The sequence below is a fragment of the Derxia lacustris genome, assembly GCF_002105195.1.
Taxonomy (GTDB): Bacteria; Pseudomonadota; Gammaproteobacteria; order Burkholderiales; family Burkholderiaceae_E; genus Derxia; species Derxia lacustris.
Genome location: NZ_MUHU01000007.1, coordinates 132,598 through 158,604 on the forward strand (window position 1 = coordinate 132,598; position 26,007 = coordinate 158,604).

A 26,007-nucleotide genomic window follows, 5' to 3' on the forward strand; every position below is an offset into this window, starting at 1 on the left:
GGCCCGCCGCAAGCCACGACAGATTCAGGCGGCCAGCCGCGCCGCCAGCTTGCGCGCAGTCCCGCTCGCAAAGGCTTGCAGGCGCTCGGCGAGCACCCGCTCGGTGGGCGACAACTGCGGCGCAATCTGCGCCACCGCCTGAGCCATTGCCGCCGGCACCCGCTGCGCCATCGCCGCCGCGAGCCTGACGACGAATGCCGGTTTCATGCCCAGCTCGCGCGCCATCGCTTCCAGCTCGGGCCGGCCGATCTCGCCGGGCAGCAGCCTGCCGCCGACCGCAAACGCGAACTCCTTCGACAGCCCCGGATAGAGCTGCGTGCACATCAGGTCGTAGAACGGCGTGAGCGTGGTTCGGCGGTCGGCGGCGATGTAGAGCGACAGGTTCTTGGCGTGGCTGTCGTTGTTGCCCACGCACAGGTTGAACACGATCCACTCGACCAGCCGCCGCAGATCGACGGCCGGTTGCGAGCTGTACCGGCGAATGAGGTCGGCGCAGGCAACGATTCCCGGGCCGCCTTCCTTCTCGTACTTGCGGTCCGAGACCGTGCCGCTGAGCTGGCAGAAGTCGTACTGGCGCAGCCGGCCCAGGCGGCCGTCGGCCAGCGCAATCCGGTCGAAGCGGCGCACGACGCAGGCATGGGTCGCCGGCTCGAAGAACACCTCCGCGGTCGGCAGCCCGCAATGCGCGGCGGCGCGCATCACCAGGGTTTCGTTGGCAGCCGAGGCCCACACCTTGTCGAGCCGGCGGATGTCGGGCTTGAGGATGTGCGTGGACGGCGAGGTGCCGAGCGGCAGGCGCGGCAGGCCGTCGTCGAACAGCGCGATGCCGGTCTTGTCCTGCGCGCCAGCCAGCGAAATGCGCGCGTTGTCGCCCATCAGGTCGAGCGCGGCGGCCGGGCCACTGCGCAGGCGCTCGGCAAGCGCGGCCCAGCTCGTGGCCTCGTAGCTCGGCGGCTGGGGCGTCTGGCCGCCGGGCAGCAGGACAAAGCCACCGGCGGTATCGCCCGCCACTTCAAGCAGCAGCGAGAACAGCGTCGAGGCGTGGCGCTGGTCGGCGAGATAGGCGCGCAGCTCGCCCTCGGGCAGCAGGTTCTCGAAGCAGGCCTGCACCGCCGCCGACGCCTGCGGCCCCACCATGAGCGGAATGGCGGCGAGCGGCCACGGCGCGGGCCGGGCAAGCCAGCCGGGCGCGTACTCGAAGACCAGCGGCGCGGCATCGGCGAGGCTGCCGACAAGGTCGTCGCCGCAATACACGTCGAGCCGGTCGGGACGCATGGCGCGGCTCACGGCAGGCGCGGCGTGCGCGGCCGCAGCACCAGCTCAAGCCCGAGCAGGTCCATCACGTCGAGCACCTTTTGCAGCTGGACCGTGGGCTTGCCGTTCTCCAGCTCGACAAGAAAGCGGTTGCCGATCCCGCCCAGCCCGGCGATGTCGGCCTGGGTGAGCGCGAGCCGCTTGCGCTGGCTGCGGACGGCGTCGCCCACTTCGGCGGCGGAGCGCACGACCAGCTCGGTTGCGGCATTCCCGAGCGGTAAGTTTTCGCTGCTCATGAGGCTGATCCTCGCCATTGATTACCGAGCGGTAATTATGCGACCCAGATATCCCGCAAAGCGCCAAAAACTTCCCGCTCGGTAATGCCGCATGGCCCGGTCATGCTGTCCGCCATGCGCAAGCCGGCGGAATTGCGCTATTGAAGCCGGCCCGCCTCGCCACTCAAAGCGCCCCATGACCACCACCGTTGCGATCTACCTCTTCCCCGAAGTCGAAGTGCTCGACTTCGCCGGCCCCTACGAGGTCTTCACCACCGCCACCCGGGTCGCGCGCAAGCTCGATCCGGCCGCGCCCGAGCCCTTCACCGTCTACACCGTGGCGCGCGAGCCCAGGCCGGTGCAGGCCCGCGCCGGCCTGTTCGTGATGCCCGACGCCACCTTCGACAGCCATCCGCCGGCCGAGCTGCTGATCGTGCCGGGCGGCGTGGTCACGACCGAACTGCAACGCCCCGAGGTCATCGACTGGCTGCGCCGCATCGCTGCCGGCGCCGCCATCACCGCCTCGGTCTGCACCGGCGCCTTTCTGCTCGCGCGCGCCGGGCTGCTGGCCGGCCGCGCCTGCACCACGCACTGGGAAGACATCGCCGACCTGCGCGCCATGTTCCCCGGCCTCGACGTGCGCGAAGGCCGGCGCTGGATCGACGAGGGCAGCATCGTCAGCTCGGCCGGCATCTCCGCCGGCATCGACATGAGCCTGCATCTGGTCGAGCGGCTCGCCGGCCGCGACCTGGCGCTGGCCACCGCGCGCCAGATGGACATCGACTGGCACGAGGACGCCTGACGCATGCAGATCGCGTCTGCCACGCTCGCCGATCTCGACTGCGTCGCCGCGCTGTTCGACGCCTACCGCCAGTTCTACGAGCAGCCCGCCGACGTGGCGCTCGCGCGCAGCTTCATCGAGGCGCGCATGCGGCGCGGCGAATCGCTCGTGCTGCTGGCGCGCGCCGACGACGGTGCGGCGCTCGGCTTCGTCCAGCTCTATCCCGGCTTCTGCTCGATCGAGGCGGCGCCGATCCGCGTGCTCTACGACTTGTTCGTGCAGCCGGCTGCGCGCCGCGCCGGCGTGGGCCGCGCGCTGCTGCTGGCCGCCGAGGCGCAGGCGCGCGCCGACGGCATCGCGCGGCTCGACCTGACCACGGCGCGCAGCAATCTCAAGGCGCAGGCGCTGTACGAGTCGCTCGGCTGGGTGCAGGACCGGGTCTATCTGGCCTACAACCGGCACATCAGGGGCTGAGCGGCGCCGGGTCGGCGAGCAGCTCGCGCAATAGCGTCGCCACATGCTGCACGGCGGCATCGCCGTCGCGCCGCGCATGCCAGGCCAGTGCCAGCGCAAAGCCGTCCACCGGCAGCGGCGGCGCAAAGCTCGCGAAGCGGTCGGCCTCGCTCGCGCCCAGGCAGCGCGACGGCAGCAGCCCGATCAGGTCGCTGCGTTCCAGCAGCGCCAGCGCGGCCAGAAAACTCGGCACCACCGCACCCACGCGCCGCGTGCGGCCGCTGGCCAGCAGCGCATCGTCGAGCGCGCCGCGCGTGTCGCCGTGGCTCGACACCAGCACATGCGGATGCGCGAGCCAGGCGTCGAGCCCGAAGTCGCGCGCCGCCGGATGGTCGCGCCGCATCGCCACCACATAGCGCTCGTGCAGCAGCTCCAGCCGGCGCAGCCGGCCGCTGGCGGGTGGCAGCACCGACAGCGCCAGATCGAGCCCGCCGTCGTCGAGCTGGCGCAGCAGATCGCCGCCGCCCTGCCACGGCAGGCAGACGATGCACAGCCCCGGCGCCGTGACTTGCAGCCGCGCCAGCAGCGCCGGCAGCAGGCGCGCGACCAGCGCATCGGCCAGCCCGATGCGCACCGTGGCCGCAAGGGCTTGCAGGCTCGGCGGCGCCGGATCGAGCAGCTGCTGCACGGCGGCCAGCGCCTCCTTCACCGGCGCGCGCAATGCCTGCGCGCGTGGCGTGAGCGTCATGCGCGCGCCGTTGCGCACCAGCAGCAGGTCGTCGAACAGCGCCCGGCAGCGTTCGAGCGCGGCGCTGGTGGCGGGCTGGGACAGCGCCAGCCGGTCGGCCGCGCGCGTGACATGGGCTTCGTCGAGCAGCGCGTCGAGCACCACCAGCAAATTGAGGTCGATCGAGCGGAGATTCATGCGCTCGATGATTTCATATCCATGCAATCCATTGGACCGATGACGTGGCCACCGCGAGCATGGGCTGCGCCTTCGGGATGCACGCATTTCGCGCCGCGTCCGCCGGGGGCCTTCGCCAGGAAACCGCCATGTCCAGCACGCTCGTCCTCGTCTTCCATCCGCGCCTTGCCGACTCGCGCGCCAACCGGGCGTTGATGAACGCCGCCGCCGGCATCGACGGCGCGAGCGTGGTCGACATGGCGGCCGACTGTCCCGACGGCCGGATCGATGCCGACCGCGCGGTCGCGCGGCTGCTCGCGGCCGACCGCGTCGTGCTCCAGTTTCCGTTGCAGTGGTACAGCGCGCCGGCCTTGCTGCGCGCCTGGCAGGACGAGGTGCTGACGCGGATGTTCTATGTGCGCGCCGAGGAGGGCGCGCGGCTCGCGGGCCGGGCGCTGCGGCTGGCGGTCACGGCCGGCAACGTGCCCGAGGCGTATTGCGCCGACGGCGTGAACGGCTTCGCGCTCGACCAGTTGCTGCTGCCGTTCGCGGCCACCGCGCGCCGCTGCGGGCTGGCCTATGCCGAGCCCTTCGTGCTGTACGGCGCCGGCCGGCTCGACGATGCCGAGCTGGCGGCGGCCGGCATGCGTTATCGCCGGACGCTTGAGGCGTGGATTGCCGCCACCCCGGCCAGCCGCGAACTTGCATGAGGCACCGCGTAGCGCAGACGTGGATCGGCAGGACTAGCTGGCGCTGGTCGGCTCGGTTGTCTCGGCCTTCGGCCTGACGCTGGCCCAGAAGGCGCCGTTCGCCTGCGTCAGCACGAGGTCGGTGTAGGTGCGGACCATGTCCGACAGCGTGGAATGGCCCAGCGCCTTGGGCGAGAACGCCGGGTCGGTGCGCTTCATGTACTGGCCGAGCGCACCGAGGCGTACGCGGCCACCCATTCCCGCCGCCCAAGACCCGACGGCATCATTCGGCCCCGCCAACCCGTCCTCGCGCCCGATGATCCACTTCACCACCCAAGGCATCACCTTCCAGCTGCGCGCTGCCGCCATCCTGGTCAACCGCGACCGCGTGCTGCTGCATCGCGCGCTCGGCGACGATTTCTGGACCCTGCCGGGCGGCCGGGTCGAGCCGGGCGAGGACAGCGAGGCGGCGCTGCGGCGCGAGCTGCTGGAGGAGCTGGGCGCCACGGTCGGCGCAGCGCGGCTGGTGCATGTGGTCGAGGGCTTCTTCGACACCGCCGCCGGACCGCTGCATGAGCTGGCGCTGCACTACCTGGTGCCGCTGGCCGACGATTCGGCGCTGGCGATGCAGACCGGGCCGTTCGCCGGCATCGAGACGGACAAGCGGCTGGAATTCCGCTGGTTCGCGCTCGACGGGCTGGCCGGCGAGAACGTCTGGCCGCTGCTGCTGCGCCAGGGCCGGGCCGCGCTCGGCGATGGCGTGCTGCATGCGGTCGAGCGCGCCGGCTGAATGCAACCGGCCCGGCGCGGCATGCAGCCGCCTGCCGTCCTCAGTCGGGCGAGAGCAGCGCAGTCAGTGCGCGTCGCATGCTGGCCGCCAGCGCCGCCCGGTCGAGCCCGGGATTGCGCACCGAGCGGATGGTCAGGCCGTCGAACAGCGCCGCCATCGCCTCGACCCGGCCGTCGATCTCGGCCTGCGGCAGCTCGGGCCCGAGCGTGAGCCGCAGCAGCGCCGTGAATTGCGTCATCGAATGCGCATCGGCGGCACGCACCAGCGCAGCCACGCGCTCGTTGCGGCCGGCCTCGGCGCACAGCTCCAGTTGCAGCCGGGTTTCCCGCTCGTCGAGGCAGTCGGTCATGGCCTGATCGACCTCGTCCAGCATGGCCTCGCGCAGATTGCCGGCGGCGGTCAGGCGCGCCAGCACTTCCTGCATGTCGTGCAGGCCGCGCTCGACGATGGCCGCGACGATGGCTTCCTTGTTCTCGAAGTAGTTGTAGATGTGGCCGGCGCTCATGCCGGCGGTCTTCGAGATCTGGGCGATGCTGGCCGCATGAAAGCCGTGGCGCCGAAAGCATTCGGCCGCCGCGTCGAGGATCTGGCTGCGGCGCAGCCGGGCCCGGTCGCTGTCGGCGTCGGGGCTGGACATGGCGTCTCCTGGATTGAGGTGAGGGGCGCGGACCTTAGCCGATCCGCGCCCGCCGGCGGCCGTCAGCCGGCGTTGCCGTCGCGCCAGCCGCCGCCCAGCACCTTGTAGAGCGTGACCAGATTGCCGGCGCGCGCCAGCCGGGCCGCGATCAGCGCCTGCTGCGCCGTGTAGAGCGAGCGTTGCGCATCGAGCACGCTGAGGTAGTCGGCGCCGCCTTGGCGGTAGCGCGCCTCGGACAGCCGCAGCGCCTCGGCGCTGGCATTGGCGGCGGCTTCGCGGCCGGCCAGCTCGGCGTCGATGGTGGCGCGGCGCGCGAGCGCATCGGCCACTTCGCGGAAGGCCGACTGGATCGCCTTCTCGTAGCTGGCCACGGCCAGATCGCGGTCTGCCTCGGCCACGCGCAGATTGGCGCTGCGCCGGCCCATGTCGAAGATCGGCAGGTCGATGCCGGGCGCAAAGCTCCAGTAGCCCGAGCCGCCCTTGAACAGCCCGTCGAGCGCGGCGCTGGCGGTGCCGGCGCCGGCGGTCAGGCTGATGCTCGGGAAGTAGGCCGCGCGCGCCGCGCCGATGCTGGCGTTGGCGCCGAGCAGGGTGCGCTCGGCCTGGCGCACGTCGGGCCGGCGCGTCAGCACTTCCGACGGCAGGCCGGGCGGCAGCTCGGCCAGTTGCGTGACCGTGAGGTCGAGATTGGCCGGCAGCAGCTCGGCCGGCAGCTCGGCGCCCGTCAGCAGCACCAGCGCATTGCGGTCCTGCGCCACCTGCGTGCGGGCGGCCTGCAGATCGGCGCGCGCCGATTCGACCAGGCCGCGCGCCTGTTGCGCATCGAGCGCGCTGGCCGCGCCGAGCCGCAGCTTGTCCTGCGTGAGCTTGAGGCTGGCTTCGCGCGAGGCGAGGGTGTTGGCCGAGAGTTGCAGCGTCTCGCTGTCGGCCGCGAGCGTGAGCCAGGCGGTCGACACCTCGGCGACCAGGCTGATGCGGCTGGCGCGCAGCGCGTCCTCGGTGGCCAGATAGGTCTGCGCCGCCTGCTCGCTCAGGTTGGCGAGGCGGCCCCAGAAGTCGAGCTCCCAGGCGCTCACGCCGACGGTCACGGTGTTGCTGCGGCTGATGAGGGCGCTGCCGCTGCCCGACAGGTCGGCCGGCAGGCGGCGGCTGTTGCCGGCGCCGTTCGCGCTGAGGGCCGGGTAGCGCTGCGAGTCCTGCACCCGGTAGAGCGCGCGGGCCCGGTCGATGTTGATGGCGGAGGTGCGCAGGTCGCGGTTGTTGTCGAGCGCCAGCGCCACCGTGGCGCGCAGCCGGTCGTCGGCCAGGAAGTCGCGCCAGCCGAGATCGGCCGCCACGGTGCCGGCGCCGGCGGCGTCGGTCGTGCGCCAGGGCGCGGCCGGGCTGTCGCCGGGCAGGGTCGGCCACTGCTGTGCCACCGGCGCCGCCGGGCGCTGGTAGTCGGGCGCGAGGTTGGCGCAGCCGGCCAGCGTCAGCGCGGCCACCAGGGCGGTCAGGCCGCCGAGCTTGTGCTTGTGGTTCATGGTCATTGGCCTTGGCTGACGGGTTGCGCCGCGGTGCCGGCTTCGTCGTGCGCGGGCTTCGGCTTGCCGCCGAAGGCGCGCCGCACCACCACGAAGAACAGCGGGATGAAGAAGACGCCGAGCACGGTGGCCGCGAGCATGCCGCCGAGCACGCCGGTGCCGATGGCGTTCTGCGCGCCCGAACCGGCGCCGCTGGCGATCGCGAGCGGCAGCACGCCGAGCGCGAAGGCTAGCGAGGTCATGAGAATCGGCCGCAGCCGCATGCGCACCGCCTTGAGCGTGGCCTCGACCACGGCCAGCCCTTCGTGCTCCATCAGGTCCTTGGCGAACTCGACGATGAGGATGGCGTTCTTGGCCGACAGCCCGATGGTCGTCAGCAGCCCGACCTGGAAGTACACGTCGTTCGACATGCCGCGCCCGGTGGCCGCGAGCAGCGCGCCCAGCACGCCGAGCGGCACCACCAGCATCACCGCGAACGGGATCGACCAGCTTTCGTACAGCGCCGCGAGACAGAGAAACACCACCAGCAGCGAGATCGCGTAGAGCGCCGGCCCCTGCGAGCCCGACAGCCGTTCCTGATACGACAGCCCGGTCCACGCAATGCCCACGCCCGGCGGCAGCTTGGCGGCGAGTTCTTCCATCGCGTCCATCGCCGCGCCCGAGCTGATGCCCGGCGCCGCGCTGCCCTGGATGTTGACCGCCGGCAGCCCGTTGTAGCGCTCCAGGCGCGGCGAGCCGTAATCCCAGTGCGAGGTGGAGAAGCTGCTGAACGGCACCATCTCGCCGGCCGAATTGCGCACGCGCCAGCGGTCGATGTCTTCCGGCACCACGCGATAGGGCGCATCGGCTTGCAGGTACACGCGCTTGACGCGGCCACGGTCGATGAAGTCGTTGACGTAGCTGCTGCCCCAGGCGGTGCTGAGCGTGGTGTTGATGTCGGCCATGCTCAGGCCCAGCGCGCCGGCGCGGGCCGCGTCGATGTCGACGCGGAACTGCGGCGTGTCGTCCTGGCCGTTGGGGCGCACCGCCATCAGGCGCTTGTCCTGCGCGGCCATGCCCAGCAGCATGTTGCGGGCTTCCATCAGCTTGTCGTGACCGACGCCGGTCTGGTCCTGCAGGAACATGTCGAAGCCGCTGGCATTGCCCAGCTCCACCACCGCCGGCGGCGCGAAGGCAAACGCCATCGCATCGCGGATCTGGCTGAAGGCGCCCATCGCGCGGCCGGCCACGGCGGTCACGCTCAGGTCGGGGCGCTTGCGCTGGCTCCAGTCGTTCATGTTGATGAAGGCCATGCCGGTGTTCTGGCCCTGGCCGGCGAACGAGAAGCCGACCACGGTGAACACCGAGCTGACCGCTTCCTTCTCGCCCATGAACTGCTGCTCGACCTGCTTGATGACGCCGAGCGTGCGCTCCTGCGTGGCGCCGGCCGGCAGTTGCACCAGCGAGAACAGCACGCCCTGGTCCTCGTCGGGCAGAAAGGCCGTGGGCAGGCGCAGGAACAGGAAGCCCATGCCCACCACGATGGCGCCGTAGACCACCATCCAGCGCAGGCTGCGCTTGATGATGCCGGCGACCCAGCCGGTGTAGCCGTTGGTGGCCGCGTCGAACTTGCGGTTGAACCAGCCGAAGAAGCCGCTGTCGGCCGCGTGATGACCCTTGGCGATCGGCTTGAGCAGCGTGGCGCACAGCGCCGGCGTGAGGATCACCGCCACCAGCACCGACAGCAGCATCGACGCGACGATGGTGATCGAGAACTGGCGGTAGATGACGCCGACCGAGCCGCCGAAGAAGGCCATCGGCACGAACACGGCGCTCAGCACCAGCGCGATGCCGATCAGCGCGCCGGTGATCTGGCCCATCGACTTGCGCGTGGCTTCCTTGGGCGACAGACCTTCCTCGCTCATCACCCGCTCGACATTTTCCACCACCACGATGGCGTCGTCGACCAGCAGGCCGATGGCCAGCACCATGCCGAACATGGTCAGCGTGTTGATCGTGAAGCCGAGGCCCAGCATCACGGCAAAGGTGCCCAGCAGCACCACCGGCACCGCGATCGTCGGAATGAGCGTGGCGCGGAAGTTCTGCAGGAACAGGTACATGACCAGGAACACCAGCACCACGGCCTCGATCAGCGTCTTGACCACCTCGTGGATCGACACCTGCACGAAGGGCGTGGTGTCGTAGGGGAAGACGGCCTTCATGCCGGCCGGAAAGTTCTTGCCGAGCCGGTCCATCTCGGCGCGGATGGCCGAGGCGGTACTGAGCGCATTGGCGCCGGTGGCGAGCTTGATGCCCACGCCCGCCGCCGGCTTGCCGTTGAAACGCGCGATCACGTTGTAGCTCTCGGCGCCGATCTCGATGCGCGCCACGTCCTTGAGCCGCACGGTAGCGCCGCCGGTGGCGGTGCGCAGCACGATCTGCTCGAACTGCTCGGCGGTCTGCAAGCGCGTCTGCGCGGTGATGGTGGCGTTGAGCGCGGTACCGGCCGGTGCCGGCGCGCCGCCGATCTGACCCGCCGACACCTGCGCGTTCTGCGCGGTGATGGCGTCGCTCACGTCGCTGACGGTGAGCTTGTAGTTGTCGAGCTTGAGCGGATCGAGCCAGACGCGCATCGCGTACTGGGCGCCGAACTGCTGCACCTCGCCCACGCCGGGCACGCGGCTGACCGGATCGACCAGCGTGGCGGCGACGTAATCGCCGATGTCGGTGTCGGTCATGCTGTCGTTTTCCGACACGAAGCCGACCACCATCAGGAAGCTGGACGTGGCCTTGGTCACCTGCACGCCCTGGCGCTGCACTTCCTGCGGCAGCAGCGGCGTGGCCAGTTGCAGCTTGTTCTGCACCTGCACCTGGGCGATGTCGGGATCGGTGCCGGCGTCGAAGGTGAGGGTGATGCTGGCCTGGCCGGCGCCGTCGCTGGTCGAGCTCATGTAGCGCAGGCCGTCGATGCCCTTCATGCGCTGCTCGATGATCTGGGTGACGGTGTCTTCCAGCGTCTTGGCCGAGGCGCCCGGATAGGTGGCGGTGATGCTGACCGAGGGCGGCGCGATGCTCGGGTACTGGGCGATCGGCAGGCTGCGGATCGCCAGCGCGCCGGCCAGCATCACCACGATGGCGAGCACCCAGGCAAAGATCGGCCGGTCGATGAAGAAGCGGGACATGTGATGGCTCCCGTTCTCAGCGCGCGGCGGCGGCTTGCGGCGCGGCGGCGAGCTTGTCGGCGGGCTTGGCGGCAGCGCCCTGCGGATCGAATTGCGCCGTCACGTCGCTGGCCTGGGCAGGTGCGCCGGGCCCGACCTTCTGCAGGCCCTCGACGATGACCTTCTCGCCCGGCTTGAGGCCGTCGGTCACCAGCCAGCTGTCGCCGACCGTGCGCGCGACCGCGATGACGCGCGCCTCGACCTTGCCGTCGGCGCCCACCAGCAGCACCTGGGCCTCGCCGCGCGGCGTGCGGCTCACGGCGCGCTGCGGCACGGTGATCGCGTCGGCATTCGTGCCCTGCGCCACCTGGGCTCGCACATACATGCCGGGCAGCAGCTCGTGCTTCGGATTGGGGAAGACCGCGCGCAGCGTGACCGCGCCGGTCGCCGGATCGACGCTCACCTCGCTGAATTCGAGCTTGCCCTCGATGCCGTAATCGCTGCCGTCTTCGAGCTTGAGCCGCACTGCGGCCTGATCGGCGCCGGCGCTCTTGAGCTGGCCGGCGGCCAGCGCGCGGCGCAGCTTGAGCAGGTCGGCGCTCGACTGCGTGACATCGACATAGATCGGATCGAGCTGCTGCACCGTGGCCAGCGCATCGGCCTGACCGGCGGTGACCAGCGCGCCCGGCGTGAAGCTGGAGCGGCCGATGCGGCCGCCGATCGGCGCGGTCACGCGGGTGTAGTCGAGATTGATGCGCGCGGTCTGCACGGCGGCGCGCTGGGCCGCCACGTCGGCTTCGGCCTGGGCGAGGGCGGCGGTCGAGTCCTCGACCGTCTGGGTGCTCACGGCGTCGATCTTGCCCAGCTCGCGGTTGCGTGCGGCGGTGAGCCGGGCCGATTCGGCGGTGGCTTCGGCACGCTTGAGCGCGGCGAGGGCGCTGTCGTAGCTGGCCTGATAGCTGCGCGGATCGATCTGGTACAGCGGCGCGCCGGCCTTGACCTCGGCGCCTTCCTTGAACAGCCGCTCGCGCACGATGCCGCCGACCTGCGGCCGCACTTCGGCGACCTGGAAGGCGGCGGTGCGGCCGGGCAGCTCGGTGCTGAGCGCGACCGGCCGCGCCGCCACGGTGATGGTGCCGACCGCCGCCGGACCGCGGGGCCCGCCCGGGCCGCCGGCATGCGCCTGACCGGCGTCGCCACCCTGGCCGCAGCCGGCCATCAGTCCGGCAAGCAGGGCCAGCGGCAGGAGTTTCTTGTGAGTTGAACTGAGCATGAAGCCCTCGCGCAAGGAATGAGAAGTCCCGGCAGGAGGCTGCCGGCAATGACTGAATGAGCGTTCATTCTAGGTAATTGCTTGTCACGGCAGTGATTCTTGAATGCGTCAGTTTGTTACCGGCGGTGCGCCGCCCATCGACGCCGGATCAGGGCCAGATGGCCTTCAGCACCTGGGCCAGCCGGGCGCCGGCCAGCGTCAGCTGGGTCTGCTTGATGTCGTCGATGCTGTCGCGGTAGTCGGCCGGCAGCCGGGTCTGCCAGCGACCTTCGGTCTTCGGCGAGAAATCGAGATCCTTGAGCCCTCGCCGCGCCTGGCCGAGCGACTGGCTGGCCCATTGCGCGGCCCAGTCGTCGAGCGGGCCGTCGCTCGGCTTGACGCGGCGCGCGGCGGCGACCCAGCCGGCATCGATGTTGTGCGGCTTGAGCGCGGCCGGCAGGTCGTCCCAGAGCGCATGCAGATTGGGGCCGTCGCGGCCGTTGTCGCGCAGCACGCGGATCTCGTTGCCGCCGCGCGTTTCGCTGCGGCGGTCGAAGCCGTCGTTGTCGGGATCGACGCGGCGGCCGTTCTGGTCGAGATAGAGCGCGCCCACATGCAGCGGCTGGTGGATGTCGCCGACGTAGTGCGCGAGCAGCAGCAGCGCCTCGCGCCGGTCGCGGATGCTGAACGGCCAGGGCGCGGGCCGCCCTTGCAGCACGCGGATCGCGGCGGTGGTGGCGCTGACCACGTCCACGTCGCTGGTGCCGACGCGGCCGAGCGCATAGGCGCGGCGTTGCAGCGCCACGTCGGCGTAGTGGTACTGCTTGTGGCAGGTCTCGTCGCCGGGCTCGCGGCGGCAGTTGTCGTCGTTGCGGCGCACGAAGTCGACCATCTCGGCTTCGCCGCGCGTGGTCTCGAAGCGGGCGCAGTCGCGGTACTTGCCCTGGCTGCCGTAGCGGTAGCCGTAGCCGTCGCGCTCGACGCCCTTGGCGCAGTCGGCCCAGACGGCGGCGTCTTCGAGCCTGAGCCCGCCGCCGAGGAGGGTGGCCACCTGGGCGCCGGCGCGGCTGCCTTCGAGCAGCCGGTCGGCCAGCGCGCCGACCGTGCGATGGCCGTCGCCGCCCCAGGCGAGCGCGGCGGAAGAAGCGCAGGCAAGGCCGGCGCCGAGAACGAATGCAGACAGGCGTGATGCGAAATTCATGGGCTTCGATGCGAGGGGAGGAGGCTGCGCGGCTTTGCATGCGATGCCGCTGTCATGGCAGGGTCGCGCACCGTGAAGCCAAATCCGCGCGCCGGCAAGCGCTGTCGCGCAACCGAAGGAGCCTGTCTTGAAATTCCGGAAACTCGGCCGTACCGACCTCGACGTGAGCCTCATCGCCCTCGGCAGCATGACCTGGGGCGAGCAGAACACCGAAGCCGAGGCGCATGCGCAGATCGAGCTGGCGCTCGACCTCGGCGTGAACTTCATCGACACCGCCGAGATGTATCCGGTGCCGCCGCGCGCCGAGACGCAGGGCCGCACCGAGCAGTACATCGGCAGCTGGCTGGCCGCCAATCCGGCAAGGCGCGCCGGCATCGTGCTGGCGACCAAGGCCGCCGGCCCCACGCGCGCGCCGGCTGGCCCCACCAAAGGCCCGGCGCGGCCGTCGCACATCCGCGGCGGGCGCACCAATTTCACGCGCGTCAACCTGAATGAAGCGCTGAACGACAGCCTCAAGCGGCTGCGCACCGATTACGTCGACCTCTACCAGCTGCACTGGCCGGATCGCAGCACCAATTTCTTCGGCCAGCTCGGCTACACCCATGTGGCCGAGGAAGACACGGTTCCCATCCTGGAGACGCTGCAAGCGCTCGACGAGCTGGTGCGCGCCGGCAAGATCCGCCACATCGGCCTGAGCAACGAGACGCCCTGGGGCCTGAGCCAGTTTCTGCGCCATGCCGAAGCCGCCGGGCTGGCGCGCGTGGTCGGCATCCAGAATCCGTACAGCCTGCTGAACCGCAGCTTCGAGGTCGGCCTGGCCGAGATGGCGATCCGCGAGCAGGTCGGGCTGCTGGCCTATTCGCCGCTGGGCTTTGGCGTGCTGAGCGGCAAGTACCTCGGCGGCCAGAAGCCGGCCGGCGCGCGGCTGTCGCTGTTCGACCGCTTCCAGCGCTACAGCAGCGAGAACACCGAGCGCGCCGCCTACGAGTACGTGAAGGCGTTCCGGCTTGCCGGCATCGATCCGGCGCAGGGTGCGCTGGCCTACGTCAACAGCCGCGATTTCGTGACCGCCAACATCATCGGCGCGACCACGCTCGAGCAGCTGCGCGCCGACATTGAGAGCGTGGACATCGTGCTGCCCGACGATCTGCTCGCCGCGCTCGACGGCATTCACGCGCGCTGGCCCAATCCGGCGCCGTGATGGGCGGCAAACCTTGAGTTTCGGGCCGGTCTGCCGATAGCCAGACAGAACCGGCGCCGCCTGCCGCCGGCCGTCCGAGTTGCCGCCCGCCAGGAGTGATTCCGTGCCCCCAGCCACCGCCATGCTCGACCTGCCCGCCGTCGCCGCGCCCGTCTGGCCGCCGCAGCGTTTCGATCCGCAGCGCTGCCTGCTCAGCAATCGCGACGACGGCTTCCGGCTGTTCGTGCCGCCCGCCTACGAGGGCGCGCTGGCCGAGATGCGCAGCAGCCGCAGCGTGACCATCGAGCCGAGCGCCGAGGCGCCCGACGCCGTGGTCGAGATCGTGTTCGAGGACGGCAGCGACACGCCCTTCGCCATCGCGCATGAGCGCCGGTCGATCGACGGCGCGCTCGGCCGGGCGCTCTACGTGCCCTTCACCGTCTGGACCGTCGCCGGCAAGCAGCTCACGCTGCGCGCCGACGTGCTGATCTGAGCGCCAGCCTCAGAAAGTCCACTTGCCCACGACGCTGGTCGTGAAGCGCGAGTCGTGCTGGCCGTCGAGCGTGGCCTTGCCGGTCACCTTGTCGAACTCCAGCCGCAGGCCCAGCGCCAGCGCGTCCTTGGGCCCGAACGACGCATAGATCTGCGGCTCGAAGTACAGGCGGTTCTTCGCCTTGTCCTGCTTGAAGTGCAGATAGCCGTCGGTCATCCAGTTCAGGCCAAAGGCCTGGAACGGTGCGTAGTAGTAGGTGCGCCACAGCGTGCCCCAGCCATAGGTGTCGGGCGTGTCGCCATCGTCGCGAAACCGCAGCACCGAGGTTTCCAGCGTCGAGAGACCCGGCACCTTCCAGTACAGCGACAGCCCCAGCGCGCCCTGGCGGTACTTGTCGTAGCTGGAGCTGATGACGCGCGACATCAGCGCCACATCGCTGATCGGCCCGAACTCCAGCTTGCTGCCCGTGATCTTCGAGCCGCTGTAGTGCGCATTCCAGGTGAAGAAGTTTTCGTTCTTCGAGCCCGAGCCGTTGTCGGGGCTGCCGAGCCGCGCATCCGAGTTGTAGATGTCGAGCGAGAAGTAGTTGTCGCCGATGACGTTGCTGCCGTAGTGCTCCAGCCGCAGCGTCGCGCGCTCCTTCGACGTGCTGCCGGTGCCGGTGACCCAGTCGGGCTTGTCGTTCCACGAATAGCCGAGCGAGACGGCGCTTTCCGAATAGTTCTCGGCCGCCGCGAGGCCGGGAAGGGTGGCGATGCCGAGACCGATCAGGCCGGCGAAGACGGCCTTGTGCGCGCTGAACATGGGGACTCCTGGAGGCGTTTGCGAATGCTTTGGGGAAGGGGCGCGGGCCGTGACGGCTCGCGCCAAGGTGCCGGAACGGTCACCTGAAAATTCATGGTATGCCAGCACACAAAGCAGATGCAACGAAATGTCGCGGCTGAATGCCAGATTGGCCGAACGGCAGGTTTTGGCGATTTGACGGCGAAGAAGCGCCTAAAAACCGCCAAAAACTGGCTTTAACAGGCATGAAAATCGCATAATTACGCCGATTGCACCGGTTGGAGGCAGTTTTCGGTACCAACAAGATGCAGCCGATGCACCAGAATTTTGCGTGCATATTTTTCTTGGCATACCATCATCTCGTCGTTAATCTTTTCGCAACGAGTTGAACCGGAGATGCTCGAATGAAGCTTCAGATGCGCAAGTTGGTCACCTACACCGAAGACACCCTGATCGAGGGCGGCAAGGCCGCCGCCCAGCCCTTGCGGCTGTTCGCGGCGGCGGCGGTGCTGACCAATCCCTGGGCCGGTCGCGGCTATGTCGACGACCTCAAGCCCGAGATCCAGGCGCTCGCGCCCCAGCTCGGCGAGCTGCTCACCGCGGAAATCCTGCGCATGGCCGGCGGCGGCGACGCGGTCGAGGGCTATGGCAAGGCCGCCATCGTCGGTACCGCCGGCGAGATCGAGCACGCCTCGGCGCTGATCCACACGCTGCGGTTCGGCAACCACTACCGCAAGGCGGTCGGCGCGCGCAGCTATCTGGCCTTCACCAATGTGCGCGGCGGCCCGGCCTGCCCGATCGCGATTCCGCTGATGCACAAGGCCGACGAAGGCATGCGTTCGCACTACCTGACGATCCAGTTCTCGATCGTCGATGCGCCGGCGCCCGATGAAGTGGTGATCGCGCTCGGCGCCTCGATCGGCGGCCGGCCGCATCACCGCATCGGCGACCGCTACCAGGACCTCAAGGAACTGGGCAGCAATGAGGCTTGAGTCGCATCCCCCGGCCCCCGGCCACACCGCCTGGTCGGCGACCGGTGCCGGCACGCCGCTGGTCTTCATCCACGGCGTCGGCATGAGTCGCGCCGTCTGGGCGCCGCAGCTGGCCGAATTCGCGCGCGACCATCGCGTGATCGTCTACGACATGCTCGGCCACGGCGACAGCCCGCTGCCGCCCGAGCAGCCGGCGCTGGCCGACTACGCCCGCCAGCTGCGCGACCTGCTCGACGAGCTGGGTCTGCCGGCGGCGCATGTGGTCGGCCATTCGATGGGCGCGCTGGTCGCGCTGGAGTTCGCGCTCGGCTGGCCGGCGCGCTGCCTGAGCGTGACCGCGCTCAACGCGGTGTTTCATCGCACGCCGCAGCAGCGCGCGGCGGTGCTGGCGCGGGCCGAGTCGCTCGACGACATCGGCAGCCCGGCCAGCGTCGACGGCACGCTCGCGCGCTGGTTCGGCGCGCCGGTGCCGGCGCCGCTGCAAGCCACGGCGGCCCTGGCCGGTGCGCTGCTGCGCGGCGTGAACCGCGACGGCTATGCGCGCACCTACCGGCTGTTCGCCAGCGCCGACGCGGCCCATGCCGACCGGCTGCCCGGCCTCAGGCCGCCGGCGCTGTTCATGACCGGCGAGCTCGATCCCAATTCCTCGCCGGCGATGTCGCAGGCGATGGCGGCCCTGGTGCCCGGCGCGCGCGCCGTGGTGCTGCCCGGCGAGCGCCACATGATGAGCATGGCCTCGCCCGGCCCGGTCAATGCCGAGCTGCGCGCCTTCCTGCAATCCCTTGCATCCACCGACCGGGCCCAGCCCGCGGAGGCCGAATGAACACTCCCGCTCCCGACCTCGCCAGCTACAAGAAGGCGCTGGCCAGCTTTCCCAGTGGCGTCACCGTGGTCACCACGCGCACTGCCGATGGCCAGCCGCGTGGCTTTACCGCCAGCTCCTTCACGTCCGTATCGCTTGAACCGCGTCTGGTGCTGGTCTGCATCGCGCGCGGCGCGGCGAGCTTCGACGCGTTTGCCGGCGCGCCGCGCTTCGCGATCAGCGTGCTGGCCGACGGCCAGACCGAGGTGTCGAACCTGTTCGCCTCGCGCCAGGCTGACCGCTTTGGCAGCTGCGACTGGCAGGACGGCCGCACCGGCCTGCCGCTGATCGCCGGTGCCTCGGCCTTCTTCGAGTGCCTGACGCATTCCACCGTGGAGGCCGGCGATCACCTGATTCTCATCGGTCAGGTGGTGGAGCACGGTCATGCCGAGCCGGCACCGCTGGCCTATTGCCGGGGCGCCTACGCGGCGCTCGCAGCGCTGCCCCGCGCGGCCTGACGCGTCGCGCCGGCCCACCGCAATCCCAACCCAGGACGACCGACATGAAGTTCTCGCTGTTCCTCCAGATGGAACGCTATGACGCGCGCAAGCCGATGCGCGAACTGTTCGACGAGATGACCGAACTCGTGCTGATGGCCGAGCGCGGCGGCTTCGAGACGGTGTGGATCGGCGAGCACCACGGCATGGAATTCACCATCGCGCCCAATCCCTTCGCCCATCTCACCTATCTGGCGGCGCGCACCGAGCGCATCCGCCTCGGCACCGGCACGGTGATCGCGCCGTTCTGGCATCCGGTCAAGCTGGCCGGCGAGGCCGGTTTCGCCGATCTGGCGAGCGGCGGCCGGCTCGATCTGGGCATTGCGCGCGGCGCCTATCTGTTCGAGTACGCGCGGCTGTTTCCGGGGCTGGATGCGATGACCGCCGGCGCCCACATGCGCGAGATGGTGCCGGCGCTCAAGGGCCTGTTCGCGGGCGACTACGCCCATGACGGCGAGTTCTGGAAGTTCCCCGTCACCACCGCCGTGCCGCGCCCGGTGCAGCAGCCCGGCCCGCCGCTGTGGGTCGCCGCGCGCGATCCGCATTCGCACGACTTTGCCGTGGGCCAGGGCTGCAATGTGCAGGTCACCTCGCTGGCCTCGGGCGATGCCGAAGTCGCTTCGCTGATGGAGCGCTTCCGTGCCGCCTGCGCCAACCATCCCGAAGTGCCGACGCCGGAAATCATGATGCTGATGCACACCTTCGTCGGCGACGAGGCCGAGCTGGCAGCTGCCGCCGATGACCTGTGCCGCTGGTACTGCACCTTCTGGAAATGGGTGAAGCAGGAGCGCCCGATCGGCCAGGCCTTCATCGAGCCGCTGCGGCCCGAGGACATCGCCGCCTGCCCGCAGTTCGCGCCCGAGCGGCTGCGCGACAACCTGGTCATCGGCACGCCGGCCCAGGTGATCGAGCGCCTGAAAAAGTACGAGGCGCTCGGCTACGACCAGTACAGCTTCTGGATCGACAACGCGATGAGCTTCGAGCGCAAGGCGCGCAACCTGCAGCGCTTCATCGACGACGTGGCTCCGGCCTTCGAACGCTGTTGAAAGGGGAATCGGCGATGAAGCATTTCAGCCAGTACATCGACGGCGCCTTCGACGCCGGCAGCGCGCGCTTCGATTCGGTCAACCCGGCCACCGGCGAGGTGTGGGCGAGCATGCCCGCCGCCAGCGCCGGCGACGTGGACCGCGCCGTGCGTGCCGCGCATCGCGCCTTCGTCGACTCGGACTGGTCGCGCATGACCGCCAGCGCGCGCGGCCGGCTGCTGTGGAAGCTGGCCGATCTGGTCGAGCAGCAGGCGCCCCGGCTGGCCGAACTCGAGACCGCCGATACCGGCAAGATCATCCGCGAGACGCGGGCCCAGATCGGCTATGTGGCGGCCTATTACCGCTACTACGCCGGCATCGCCGACAAGCTCCAGGGCGCGCATCTGCCGGTCGACAAGCCCGATCTCGAAGTGTTTTTGCGCCGCGAGCCGCTCGGCGTGGTGGCGGCCATCGTGCCGTGGAATTCGCAGCTCTTTCTGTCGGCGGTCAAGATCGGTCCGGCGCTCGCGGCTGGCTGCTGCATCGTGCTCAAGGCATCGGAGGAAGGCCCGGCGCCGCTGCTGGAATTTGCCCGGCTGGTGCATGAGGCCGGCTTTCCGCCCGGCGTGGTCAACATCCTCACCGGCTTTGGCGCCGACTGCGGCCAGGCGCTCACCGCCCATCCGCTGGTGGCGCGCATCGCCTTCACCGGCGGGCCCGAGACCGCGCGCCATATCGTGCGCAACTCGGCCGCCAATCTCGCCGTCACCTCGCTGGAGCTGGGCGGCAAGTCGCCGGTGCTGGTGTTCGACGATGTGGACGTGGACAGCGTCTGCAATGCCATCGTCGCCGGCATCTTTGCCGCCAGCGGCCAGAGCTGCGTCGCCGGCTCGCGGCTGCTGGTGCAGCACGGCGTGCGCGCACGGCTGCTGGCGCGGCTGGCCGACCGGGCCCGTGCCATCCGCATCGGCGATCCGGCCGATCCGGCCACCGAGATGGGCCCGCTCGCCACCCGGCGCCAGCGCGAGCACATCGAGACGGTGGTGGCCGCCAGCCTCGATGCCGGCGCGCGGCTGGTCACCGGCGGCGTCACGCCGGCGGGCGCCGGCAACTACTACCCGCCGACCATCCTCGACTGCGCCAGCGCCAGCACGCCCTGCGTCGCGCAGGAGCTGTTCGGCCCGGTGCTCAGCGTGCTCGGCTTCGCCACCGAGGACGAGGCGCTGCGGCTGGCCAACGACAGCGAATTCGGCCTGGCCGCCGGCGTGTTCACGCGCGATCTGGCGCGCGGCCACCGGCTGGTGCGCGGCATCCGCGCCGGCATCGTCTGGGTCAACACCTACCGCGCGGTCTCGCCCATCGTGCCCTTCGGCGGCTACGGCCTGAGCGGCCTGGGCCGCGAAGGCGGCTTCGAGGCGGTACTCGAATACACCCGCACCAAGTCGGTCTGGATCAACACCTCGGACGCGCCGGTGCCCGATCCCTTCGTGATGCGCTGAGGAGCCCGCCATGTTCTACGAGATCCGCACCTATCAGCTGCGCACCGGCACGCTGCCCGACTACCTGCGCCTGGTGGGCGAGGAGGGCATCGAGCTGCAGAAGAAGCATCTCGGCCAGCTGGTCGGCTACTTCCATACCGACATCGGGCCGCAGAACCAGATCGTCCACATCTGGGCCTACGCCAGCCTCGACGAGCGCGAGGCGCGGCGTGCCGCGCTGGCCGCCGATCCGGCCTGGCAAGCCTTTGCACCGCGCATCCAGGCGCTCATCGAGACGCTCGACAACCGCATCCTCAAGCCCGCGCCGTTCTCGCCGCTGGGCTGACGCTTTCCGCCAATCCATCCACCGATCGCAGCAGGAGTCCCAGACCATGAAGGCAGTTTCCCGCAAGACCCTCGTCGCCGGCGCGCTCGGCATCGCGGCCGCGCTCGGCCTCGGCGCCGCATTTGCCGACCAGGAAAGCATCGTGTTCACCAGCTGGGGCGGCAGCACGCAGTCGGCGCAGAAGAAGCACTGGGCCGACAGCTTTGCCGCCACCTCGGGCGTGGCCGTGAAGCAGGACGGCCCGACCGACTACGGCAAGTTCAAGGCAATGGTCGAAAGCGGCAACGTGGCCTGGGACGTGGTCGATGTGGAAGGCGACTTCGCCGCCCGCGCCGCCCGGGACGGCCTGCTCGAACCGATCGACTATGCGGTCGTGCCCAGGGACGGGCTCGATCCGCGCTTCAGCTCGCAGTACGCGGTCGGCAGCTTCTACTACTCGTTCGTGCTCGGCTTCAACAAGGACGCCTACAAGAGCGCGACGCCGCGCGGCTGGGCCGACCTGTTCGACACCAAGGCCTGGCCGGGCAAGCGCACCCTCTACAAATGGTCGGCGCCCGGCGTGCTCGAGATCGCGCTGCTGGCCGACGGCGTGCCGGCCGACAAGCTCTATCCGCTCGACCTCGACCGCGCCTTCCGCAAGCTCGACAGCATCAAGGGCCAGATCGTCTGGTGGACCGGCGGCGCGCAATCGCAGCAGCTGCTGGCCTCGGGCGAGGCGCCGATCGGCATGTTCTGGAACGGCCGCGTGCATGCGGTGGAAGGCAGCGCCAATGTCGGCGTGTCGTGGGAGCAGAACCTGACCGCCGCCGACATGCTGGTCGTGCCCAAGGGCAGCAGGCACAAGGCCGCCGCGATGAAGTTCCTGGCCCTGGCCAGCTCGGCCAAGGCCCAGGCCGGCTTCGCCACCGAGACCGCCTATGCGCCGATCAACACCGGCGCCAAGGCGCTGATGGCGCCGGCCGCCGCCCGGCTGCTGCCTGATCAGTACGCCGCCAGCCAGATCAATCTCAACCTCGCCTACTGGGCCGAGAACCGCGACGCGATCGCCAAGCGCTGGTACGCCTGGCAGGCGCAGTAAGCCGCGCCCGAGCACCGGCCCGCGCGGGCGCGCGTCTTGCTGCGCGCCTGCCTGCCCAACCGCCTCACGCCTTCCCGCCCGATGTCCACCGAAACCCTTCCCGCTCCCGTGACCGCACCCAGCCTGCCGCGCCTGACGGCGCAATCGAAGACCGGCTTGCGCTGGGTCATGCCCGCGCTGCTGCTGCTGCTGCTGTTCTTCGTGCTGCCGGTCGTCAGCCTGCTGCTGCGCAGCTTTACCGAGCCGCAGCTCGGCGTGCAGAACTATGCCGAGCTGATCGCCGGCGGCAGCTATCTGCGCGTGCTCGGCAACACCTTCCTCGTGGCGGCGGTCGTCACCGCGGTCACGGTGGCGGTCGGCTTTCCGGTGGCCTGGCTGCTGGCGCTGCTGCCGCGCGGCTGGAGCGCGCTGCTGTTCGGCGTGCTGCTGCTGTCGATGTGGACCAATCTGCTGGCGCGCACCTATGCCTGGATGATCCTGCTGCAGCGCACCGGCCTCATCAACCGCACGCTGATGCAGCTGGGTCTGATCGACACGCCGCTGGCGCTGGTCAACAACCTGGTCGGCGTGACCGTGGGCATGAGCTACATCATGCTGCCCTTCCTGGTCATGCCGCTGCACACCACGCTGCGCAACATCGATCCCTCGATCCTGCGCGCGGCGGCCATCTGCGGCGCGACGCGCTGGCAAGCCTTTGCACGCGTGCTGCTGCCGCTGGCGCTGCCCGGCATCGCGAGCGGCGCGCTGATGGTGTTCGTGATGTCGCTCGGCTATTTCGTCACGCCGGCGCTGCTCGGCGGCACCTCGCACATGATGCTGGCCGAGCTGATCGCCCAGCTGGTGCAGTCGCTGCTCGACTGGGGTCTGGCCGGTGCCGCCGCGGTGGTGCTGATGACCGTGACGCTCGGCCTTTACGCATTGCAACTGCGGCTGGTGGATGGCGCCGGCAGCAGGGGAGGGCGCTGACATGCTGCTCGACTTCGACCGCCTGGGCTGGCCGCTGCGCACCGCGCTGATCGCCATCGGCCTGGCCACCGGCCTGTTCCTGCTCACGCCCATCGTCTTCATCGGCGCGCTGTCGTTCGGCTCGTCGCAATGGCTGGTGTTTCCGCCGCCGGGCTGGACGCTCCAGTGGTACGAGGAGCTGTTTGCCGACAGCGGCTGGGCCGTTGCGGCGTTCAACAGCTTCAAGGTGGCGGCCATCGTCACCGTGCTGTCGGTGGGCCTCGGCTTCATGACCGCGCTGGCGCTGGTGCGCGGCAGCTTTGCCGGCCGCGCCGCGCTGCGCGCCTTCTTCCTCACGCCGATGGTGCTGCCGGTGGTGGTGCTGGCGGTGGCGCTCTATGCGGTGTTTCTCAGGATCGGGCTGACCGGTTCGCTGCTCGGCTTCGTCATCGGCCATCTGCTGGTGGCGCTGCCGTTTTCCATCATCACTCTCGGCAATGCGCTCGAAGGCTTCGACTTCGCGCTGGAGGATGCGGCGCTGGTCTGCGGCGCGAGCCGGCTGCAAACCCGGCTGCGGGTCACGCTGCCGGCGATCCGCTCGGGGCTGTTCTCGGCCGCCGTGTTCTCGTTTCTGGCGTCATGGGACGAAGTGGTGCTGTCGATCTTCATGGCCACGCCCGGCATGGAAACCCTGCCGGTGCGCATCTGGAGTTCGCTGCGCCAGGACCTGTCGCCGGTGATCGCCGCCGTGTCCACGCTGCTGATCGGCTTCACCCTCGTGCTCATGCTGCTTTCCGTCGTGCTCCGCAAAGGCAAACAAGATGGCCTCCGATAACGCTTCGCCCTTCCTCGCGATCCGCGGCCTGCGCAAGACGTATGGCGACGCGGTGGCGATCGAACACCTGTCGCTCGACATCCGGCGCGGCGAGTTCATGACCTTTCTCGGGCCGTCCGGCTCGGGCAAGAGCACCACGCTCTACATCGTGGCCGGGTTCCAGGACCCGACCGAGGGCAGCGTGGCGCTCGACGGTCGCAACCTGCTGGCGGTGCCGCCCAACCAGCGCAACATCGGCATGGTGTTCCAGCGCTACACGCTGTTCCCGCATCTGACGGTGGCCGAGAACGTGGCCTTCCCGCTACGGGTGCGCAAGCGGCCCGAGGCCGAGATCAAGGCCCGCGTCCAGCAGATGCTGGCGCTGGTGCATCTGGCCGACCTGGGCGGCCGCATGCCGGCCCAGCTGTCGGGCGGCCAGCAGCAGCGGGTGGCGATCGCCCGCGCGCTGGCCTACGACCCGCCGCTGCTGCTGATGGACGAGCCGCTGTCGGCGCTCGACAAGAAGCTGCGCGAGGAGTTGCAGGACGAACTGCGCCGCATCCACCGCGAGACCGGCGTGACCGTGCTCTACGTGACCCACGACCAGGAAGAGGCGCTGCGGCTGTCCGACCGCATCGCGGTGTTCAGCAAGGGCCGCATCGAGCAGTGCGACAGCGGCGCCGCGCTGTACGAGGCGCCAGCCTCGCGCTTCGTCGCGAGCTTCCTCGGCAATTCCAACTTCCTGCCGGTGACGGTCGAGGCGGTCGCCGGCGGCGCGGCCGAGCTGGCGCTGCCCAACGGCCTGCGCGCCGGCAGCGTGCCGCTGCACATGCCGATGGCGCGCGGCGCCAGCGCCACGCTCATGCTGCGGCCCGACCGCATCCGCGTGCTGCCGGCGCCGGCCCGCACCGACGGCCCGGGCATCGAGGTGCGGGTGCGCGACGTGAGCTACCTTGGCGACAGCCTGCATTACGCCGTCGTCACGCCGTGGGAGCAGGAAATCTCCATCCGCCGCCCGCTCGGCGACAACCCCGAAGCCGCCGCCGCCATCGGCGACCATGTGCGCATCGAATGGGACCCGGCGCGAGCCCGGGTCTATGCCGCCGCCTGAACACGAAACCCTCATGCCCAACACTTCTTCGCTCCAGCTTTCCGACCCGACCCTGCTGCGCCAGCACTGCCTCATCGATGGCGAATGGCTCGACGGCGCCGACCGCATCGACGTGATCGATCCGGCGCGCGGCACGCGGGTGGCACGCGTGCCCCGGCTCGGCACAGCCGAAACCCAGGCCGCCATCGCCGCCGCCGAACGCGCATTGCCGGCCTGGCGCGCGCGCACCGCCGACGAGCGCGCCACGCTGCTCATGAAGCTGCACGACCTGCTCATCGCCAATGTCGAGGATCTGGCCCGCATCCTGACGGCCGAGCAGGGCAAGCCGCTGGCCGAGGCGCGCGGCGAAATCCGCTACGGCGCCGGCTATGTGCGCTGGTTTGCCGAGGAAGCCCGGCGCATCTACGGCGAGACCATTCCCGCGCCGAGCGCCGACAAGCGTCTGGTGGCGATCCGCCAGCCGGTCGGCGTGGTCGCCGCGATCACGCCCTGGAACTTCCCCAACGCGATGATCGCCCGCAAGCTCGCGCCGGCGCTGGCGGCCGGCTGCACGATGGTGCTCAAGCCGGCCGAACTCACGCCGCTGTCGGCGCTGGCGCTGGCCGAGCTGGCCCAGCGCGCCGGCATTCCGCGTGGCGTGTTCAACGTGCTCACCGGCGATGCGCCGGTCATCGGCGCCGCGCTCACCGCCAGCCCGGCGGTGCGCAAGCTCACCTTCACCGGCTCGACCGGCGTCGGCAAGCTGCTGCTCGCGCAATGCGCCGACACGGTCAAAAAGGTGAGCATGGAGCTCGGCGGCCATGCGCCCTTCATCGTGTTCGACGATGCCGACCTCGACGCGGCAGTCGATGGCGCGATGGCAGCCAAGTACCGCAACTCGGGCCAGACCTGCGTCTGCGCCAACCGCTTCATCGTGCAGGCCGGCATTCACGATGCATTCGTGCAAAGGCTTGCCGAACGCGCCGCCGCGCTCCAGGTCGGCGCCGGCGATGCCGACGGCACCACGCAAGGCCCGCTCATCGATGCGCGCGCCGTGGCCAAGGTCGAGGCCCATGTGGCCGATGCGGTCGCGCTCGGCGCCCGCGTGGTTACCGGCGGCATGCGCCATGCGGCCGGCCCCAACTTCTATGCGCCCACGGTGCTGGCCGGCGTCACGCCGGCGATGCGCATCGCGCGCGAGGAAACCTTCGGCCCGGTCGCGCCGGTGTTCCGGTTTGACAGCGAGGCCGAGGCGCTGGCCCTGGCCAATGCCAGCGACAGCGGGCTGGCCGGCTATTTCTTCACGCGCGACATCGGCCGCGCCTTCCGCGTCGCCGAGGCGCTCGAAACCGGCATGGTCGGCATCAACACCGGCCTCATCTCCAGCGAAGTGGCGCCGTTCGGCGGCATCAAGCAGTCGGGCCTCGGGCGCGAAGGCGGCCGCGCCGGCATCGAGGACTACCTGGAGATCAAGTACCTTTGCTTCGGCGGAATCTGACTTGCCAGACCACAACAGGGAGAACCG

At 70.1% G+C, this 26,007-nt stretch carries 27 protein-coding genes; 17 read left to right on the forward strand and 10 right to left on the reverse strand.

From position 1 onward, the window contains the following. Positions 1-24 precede the first annotated feature (24 nt). Both B9P64_RS31165 and B9P64_RS31170 read right to left on the reverse strand, forming a co-directional pair. Complete coding sequence (locus B9P64_RS31165) at positions 25-1,275, reverse strand: type II toxin-antitoxin system HipA family toxin (RefSeq protein WP_085315430.1); 1,251 nt, start codon at positions 1,273-1,275, stop codon at positions 25-27. 8 nt (positions 1,276-1,283) lie between these two features. Beyond that, positions 1,284-1,550 (reverse strand): helix-turn-helix transcriptional regulator, encoded by a 267-nt coding sequence (locus tag B9P64_RS31170; RefSeq protein ID WP_085315431.1) that lies wholly within the window; start codon positions 1,548-1,550, stop codon positions 1,284-1,286. A gap of 175 nt (positions 1,551-1,725) precedes the next feature. Between B9P64_RS31170 and B9P64_RS31175 the strand changes: the two genes are divergently transcribed. Continuing rightward, complete coding sequence (locus tag B9P64_RS31175) at positions 1,726-2,331, forward strand: DJ-1/PfpI family protein (RefSeq protein ID WP_085315432.1); 606 nt, start codon at positions 1,726-1,728, stop codon at positions 2,329-2,331. Between the two features lie 3 nt (positions 2,332-2,334). Further along, complete coding sequence (locus B9P64_RS31180; protein ID WP_085315433.1) at positions 2,335-2,784, forward strand: GNAT family N-acetyltransferase; 450 nt, start codon at positions 2,335-2,337, stop codon at positions 2,782-2,784. Here B9P64_RS31180 and B9P64_RS31185 read toward each other — a convergent pair. Then, a complete protein-coding gene (locus B9P64_RS31185) occupies positions 2,774-3,688 on the reverse strand; it encodes a LysR family transcriptional regulator (RefSeq protein ID WP_085315434.1) in 915 nt (304 codons plus the stop codon). The genes B9P64_RS31180 and B9P64_RS31185 overlap by 11 nt on opposite strands. A 128-nt stretch (positions 3,689-3,816) precedes the next feature. Here B9P64_RS31185 and B9P64_RS31190 point away from each other — a divergent pair, with 128 nt between their 5' ends. After that, on the forward strand, positions 3,817-4,377 hold the full coding sequence (locus B9P64_RS31190; protein ID WP_085315435.1) for an NAD(P)H-dependent oxidoreductase: 561 nt from the start codon (positions 3,817-3,819) through the stop codon (positions 4,375-4,377). A 33-nt stretch (positions 4,378-4,410) separates the two neighbouring features. On the opposite strand, the gene B9P64_RS31195 is transcribed toward B9P64_RS31190, so the two are convergent. Next, positions 4,411-4,614 (reverse strand): OST-HTH/LOTUS domain-containing protein, encoded by a 204-nt coding sequence (locus tag B9P64_RS31195; protein ID WP_235839910.1) that lies wholly within the window; start codon positions 4,612-4,614, stop codon positions 4,411-4,413. 58 nt (positions 4,615-4,672) lie between these two features. Between B9P64_RS31195 and B9P64_RS31200 the strand changes: the two genes are divergently transcribed. Next, on the forward strand, positions 4,673-5,146 hold the full coding sequence (locus tag B9P64_RS31200) for an NUDIX hydrolase (RefSeq protein WP_176256753.1): 474 nt from the start codon (positions 4,673-4,675) through the stop codon (positions 5,144-5,146). Positions 5,147-5,186: 40 nt separating this feature from the next. Here B9P64_RS31200 and B9P64_RS31205 read toward each other — a convergent pair whose 3' ends face one another. The 5 genes from B9P64_RS31205 to B9P64_RS31225 all read right to left on the reverse strand — a co-directional run bounded on the left by B9P64_RS31205 (position 5,187) and on the right by B9P64_RS31225 (position 12,899). Next, the gene (locus B9P64_RS31205) at positions 5,187-5,783 is read right to left on the reverse strand and encodes a TetR/AcrR family transcriptional regulator (protein WP_085315437.1); all 597 of its coding nucleotides are present in this window, start codon (positions 5,781-5,783) and stop codon (positions 5,187-5,189) included. A 62-nt stretch (positions 5,784-5,845) separates the two neighbouring features. Then, a complete protein-coding gene (locus B9P64_RS31210) occupies positions 5,846-7,306 on the reverse strand; it encodes an efflux transporter outer membrane subunit (protein ID WP_139826178.1) in 1,461 nt (486 codons plus the stop codon). 2 nt (positions 7,307-7,308) lie between these two features. Further along, the gene (locus B9P64_RS31215) at positions 7,309-10,467 is read right to left on the reverse strand and encodes an efflux RND transporter permease subunit (protein WP_085315439.1); all 3,159 of its coding nucleotides are present in this window, start codon (positions 10,465-10,467) and stop codon (positions 7,309-7,311) included. Between the two features lie 16 nt (positions 10,468-10,483). Next, positions 10,484-11,719 (reverse strand): efflux RND transporter periplasmic adaptor subunit, encoded by a 1,236-nt coding sequence (locus B9P64_RS31220; protein WP_085315471.1) that lies wholly within the window; start codon positions 11,717-11,719, stop codon positions 10,484-10,486. A 148-nt stretch (positions 11,720-11,867) separates the two neighbouring features. Further along, the gene (locus tag B9P64_RS31225; protein ID WP_139826179.1) at positions 11,868-12,899 is read right to left on the reverse strand and encodes a S1/P1 nuclease; all 1,032 of its coding nucleotides are present in this window, start codon (positions 12,897-12,899) and stop codon (positions 11,868-11,870) included. 127 nt (positions 12,900-13,026) lie between these two features. Between B9P64_RS31225 and B9P64_RS31230 the strand changes: the two genes are divergently transcribed. Continuing rightward, a complete protein-coding gene (locus tag B9P64_RS31230) occupies positions 13,027-14,100 on the forward strand; it encodes an NADP(H)-dependent aldo-keto reductase (protein ID WP_085315440.1) in 1,074 nt (357 codons plus the stop codon). 103 nt (positions 14,101-14,203) lie between these two features. Further along, positions 14,204-14,572, forward strand: coding sequence for a hypothetical protein (locus B9P64_RS31235; RefSeq protein WP_139826180.1), 369 nt, complete (start codon positions 14,204-14,206; stop codon positions 14,570-14,572). A 9-nt stretch (positions 14,573-14,581) separates the two neighbouring features. On the opposite strand, the gene B9P64_RS31240 is transcribed toward B9P64_RS31235, so the two are convergent. Then, complete coding sequence (locus B9P64_RS31240) at positions 14,582-15,376, reverse strand: hypothetical protein (RefSeq protein WP_085315442.1); 795 nt, start codon at positions 15,374-15,376, stop codon at positions 14,582-14,584. A gap of 383 nt (positions 15,377-15,759) precedes the next feature. Between B9P64_RS31240 and B9P64_RS31245 the strand changes: the two genes are divergently transcribed. The 11 genes from B9P64_RS31245 to B9P64_RS31295 all read left to right on the forward strand — a co-directional run bounded on the left by B9P64_RS31245 (position 15,760) and on the right by B9P64_RS31295 (position 25,980). Then, on the forward strand, positions 15,760-16,347 hold the full coding sequence (locus tag B9P64_RS31245; RefSeq protein WP_085315443.1) for an amino acid synthesis family protein: 588 nt from the start codon (positions 15,760-15,762) through the stop codon (positions 16,345-16,347). Beyond that, positions 16,337-17,170, forward strand: a complete 834-nt coding sequence (locus tag B9P64_RS31250) for an alpha/beta fold hydrolase (protein WP_085315444.1) — start codon at positions 16,337-16,339, stop codon at positions 17,168-17,170. Before B9P64_RS31245 ends, B9P64_RS31250 begins: the two co-directional genes overlap by 11 nt. Then, positions 17,167-17,667 carry a flavin reductase family protein gene (locus B9P64_RS31255; protein ID WP_085315445.1) on the forward strand — a complete coding sequence of 167 codons (501 nt, stop codon included), beginning with the start codon at positions 17,167-17,169 and terminating at the stop codon, positions 17,665-17,667. The genes B9P64_RS31250 and B9P64_RS31255 overlap by 4 nt, the downstream gene beginning before the upstream one ends. Positions 17,668-17,711: 44 nt before the next feature. After that, complete coding sequence (locus tag B9P64_RS31260) at positions 17,712-18,752, forward strand: LLM class flavin-dependent oxidoreductase (RefSeq protein WP_085315446.1); 1,041 nt, start codon at positions 17,712-17,714, stop codon at positions 18,750-18,752. A 14-nt stretch (positions 18,753-18,766) separates the two neighbouring features. Then, positions 18,767-20,230, forward strand: coding sequence for an aldehyde dehydrogenase (locus B9P64_RS31265; RefSeq protein WP_085315447.1), 1,464 nt, complete (start codon positions 18,767-18,769; stop codon positions 20,228-20,230). Positions 20,231-20,240: 10 nt separating this feature from the next. After that, the gene (locus B9P64_RS31270; protein ID WP_085315448.1) at positions 20,241-20,555 is read left to right on the forward strand and encodes an NIPSNAP family protein; all 315 of its coding nucleotides are present in this window, start codon (positions 20,241-20,243) and stop codon (positions 20,553-20,555) included. A 46-nt stretch (positions 20,556-20,601) separates the two neighbouring features. Continuing rightward, positions 20,602-21,633: an ABC transporter substrate-binding protein gene (locus B9P64_RS31275; RefSeq protein WP_085315449.1), complete on the forward strand. Its 1,032-nt coding sequence runs from the start codon at positions 20,602-20,604 to the stop codon at positions 21,631-21,633. Between the two features lie 168 nt (positions 21,634-21,801). After that, on the forward strand, positions 21,802-22,599 hold the full coding sequence (locus tag B9P64_RS31280; protein ID WP_235839915.1) for an ABC transporter permease: 798 nt from the start codon (positions 21,802-21,804) through the stop codon (positions 22,597-22,599). A 1-nt stretch (position 22,600) separates the two neighbouring features. Next, on the forward strand, positions 22,601-23,413 hold the full coding sequence (locus tag B9P64_RS31285; protein ID WP_085315451.1) for an ABC transporter permease: 813 nt from the start codon (positions 22,601-22,603) through the stop codon (positions 23,411-23,413). Then, on the forward strand, positions 23,400-24,503 hold the full coding sequence (locus B9P64_RS31290; protein WP_085315452.1) for an ABC transporter ATP-binding protein: 1,104 nt from the start codon (positions 23,400-23,402) through the stop codon (positions 24,501-24,503). The genes B9P64_RS31285 and B9P64_RS31290 overlap by 14 nt, the downstream gene beginning before the upstream one ends. Before the next feature lie 13 nt (positions 24,504-24,516). After that, on the forward strand, positions 24,517-25,980 hold the full coding sequence (locus B9P64_RS31295; protein ID WP_085315473.1) for an NAD-dependent succinate-semialdehyde dehydrogenase: 1,464 nt from the start codon (positions 24,517-24,519) through the stop codon (positions 25,978-25,980). Positions 25,981-26,007: the final 27 nt, after the last annotated feature.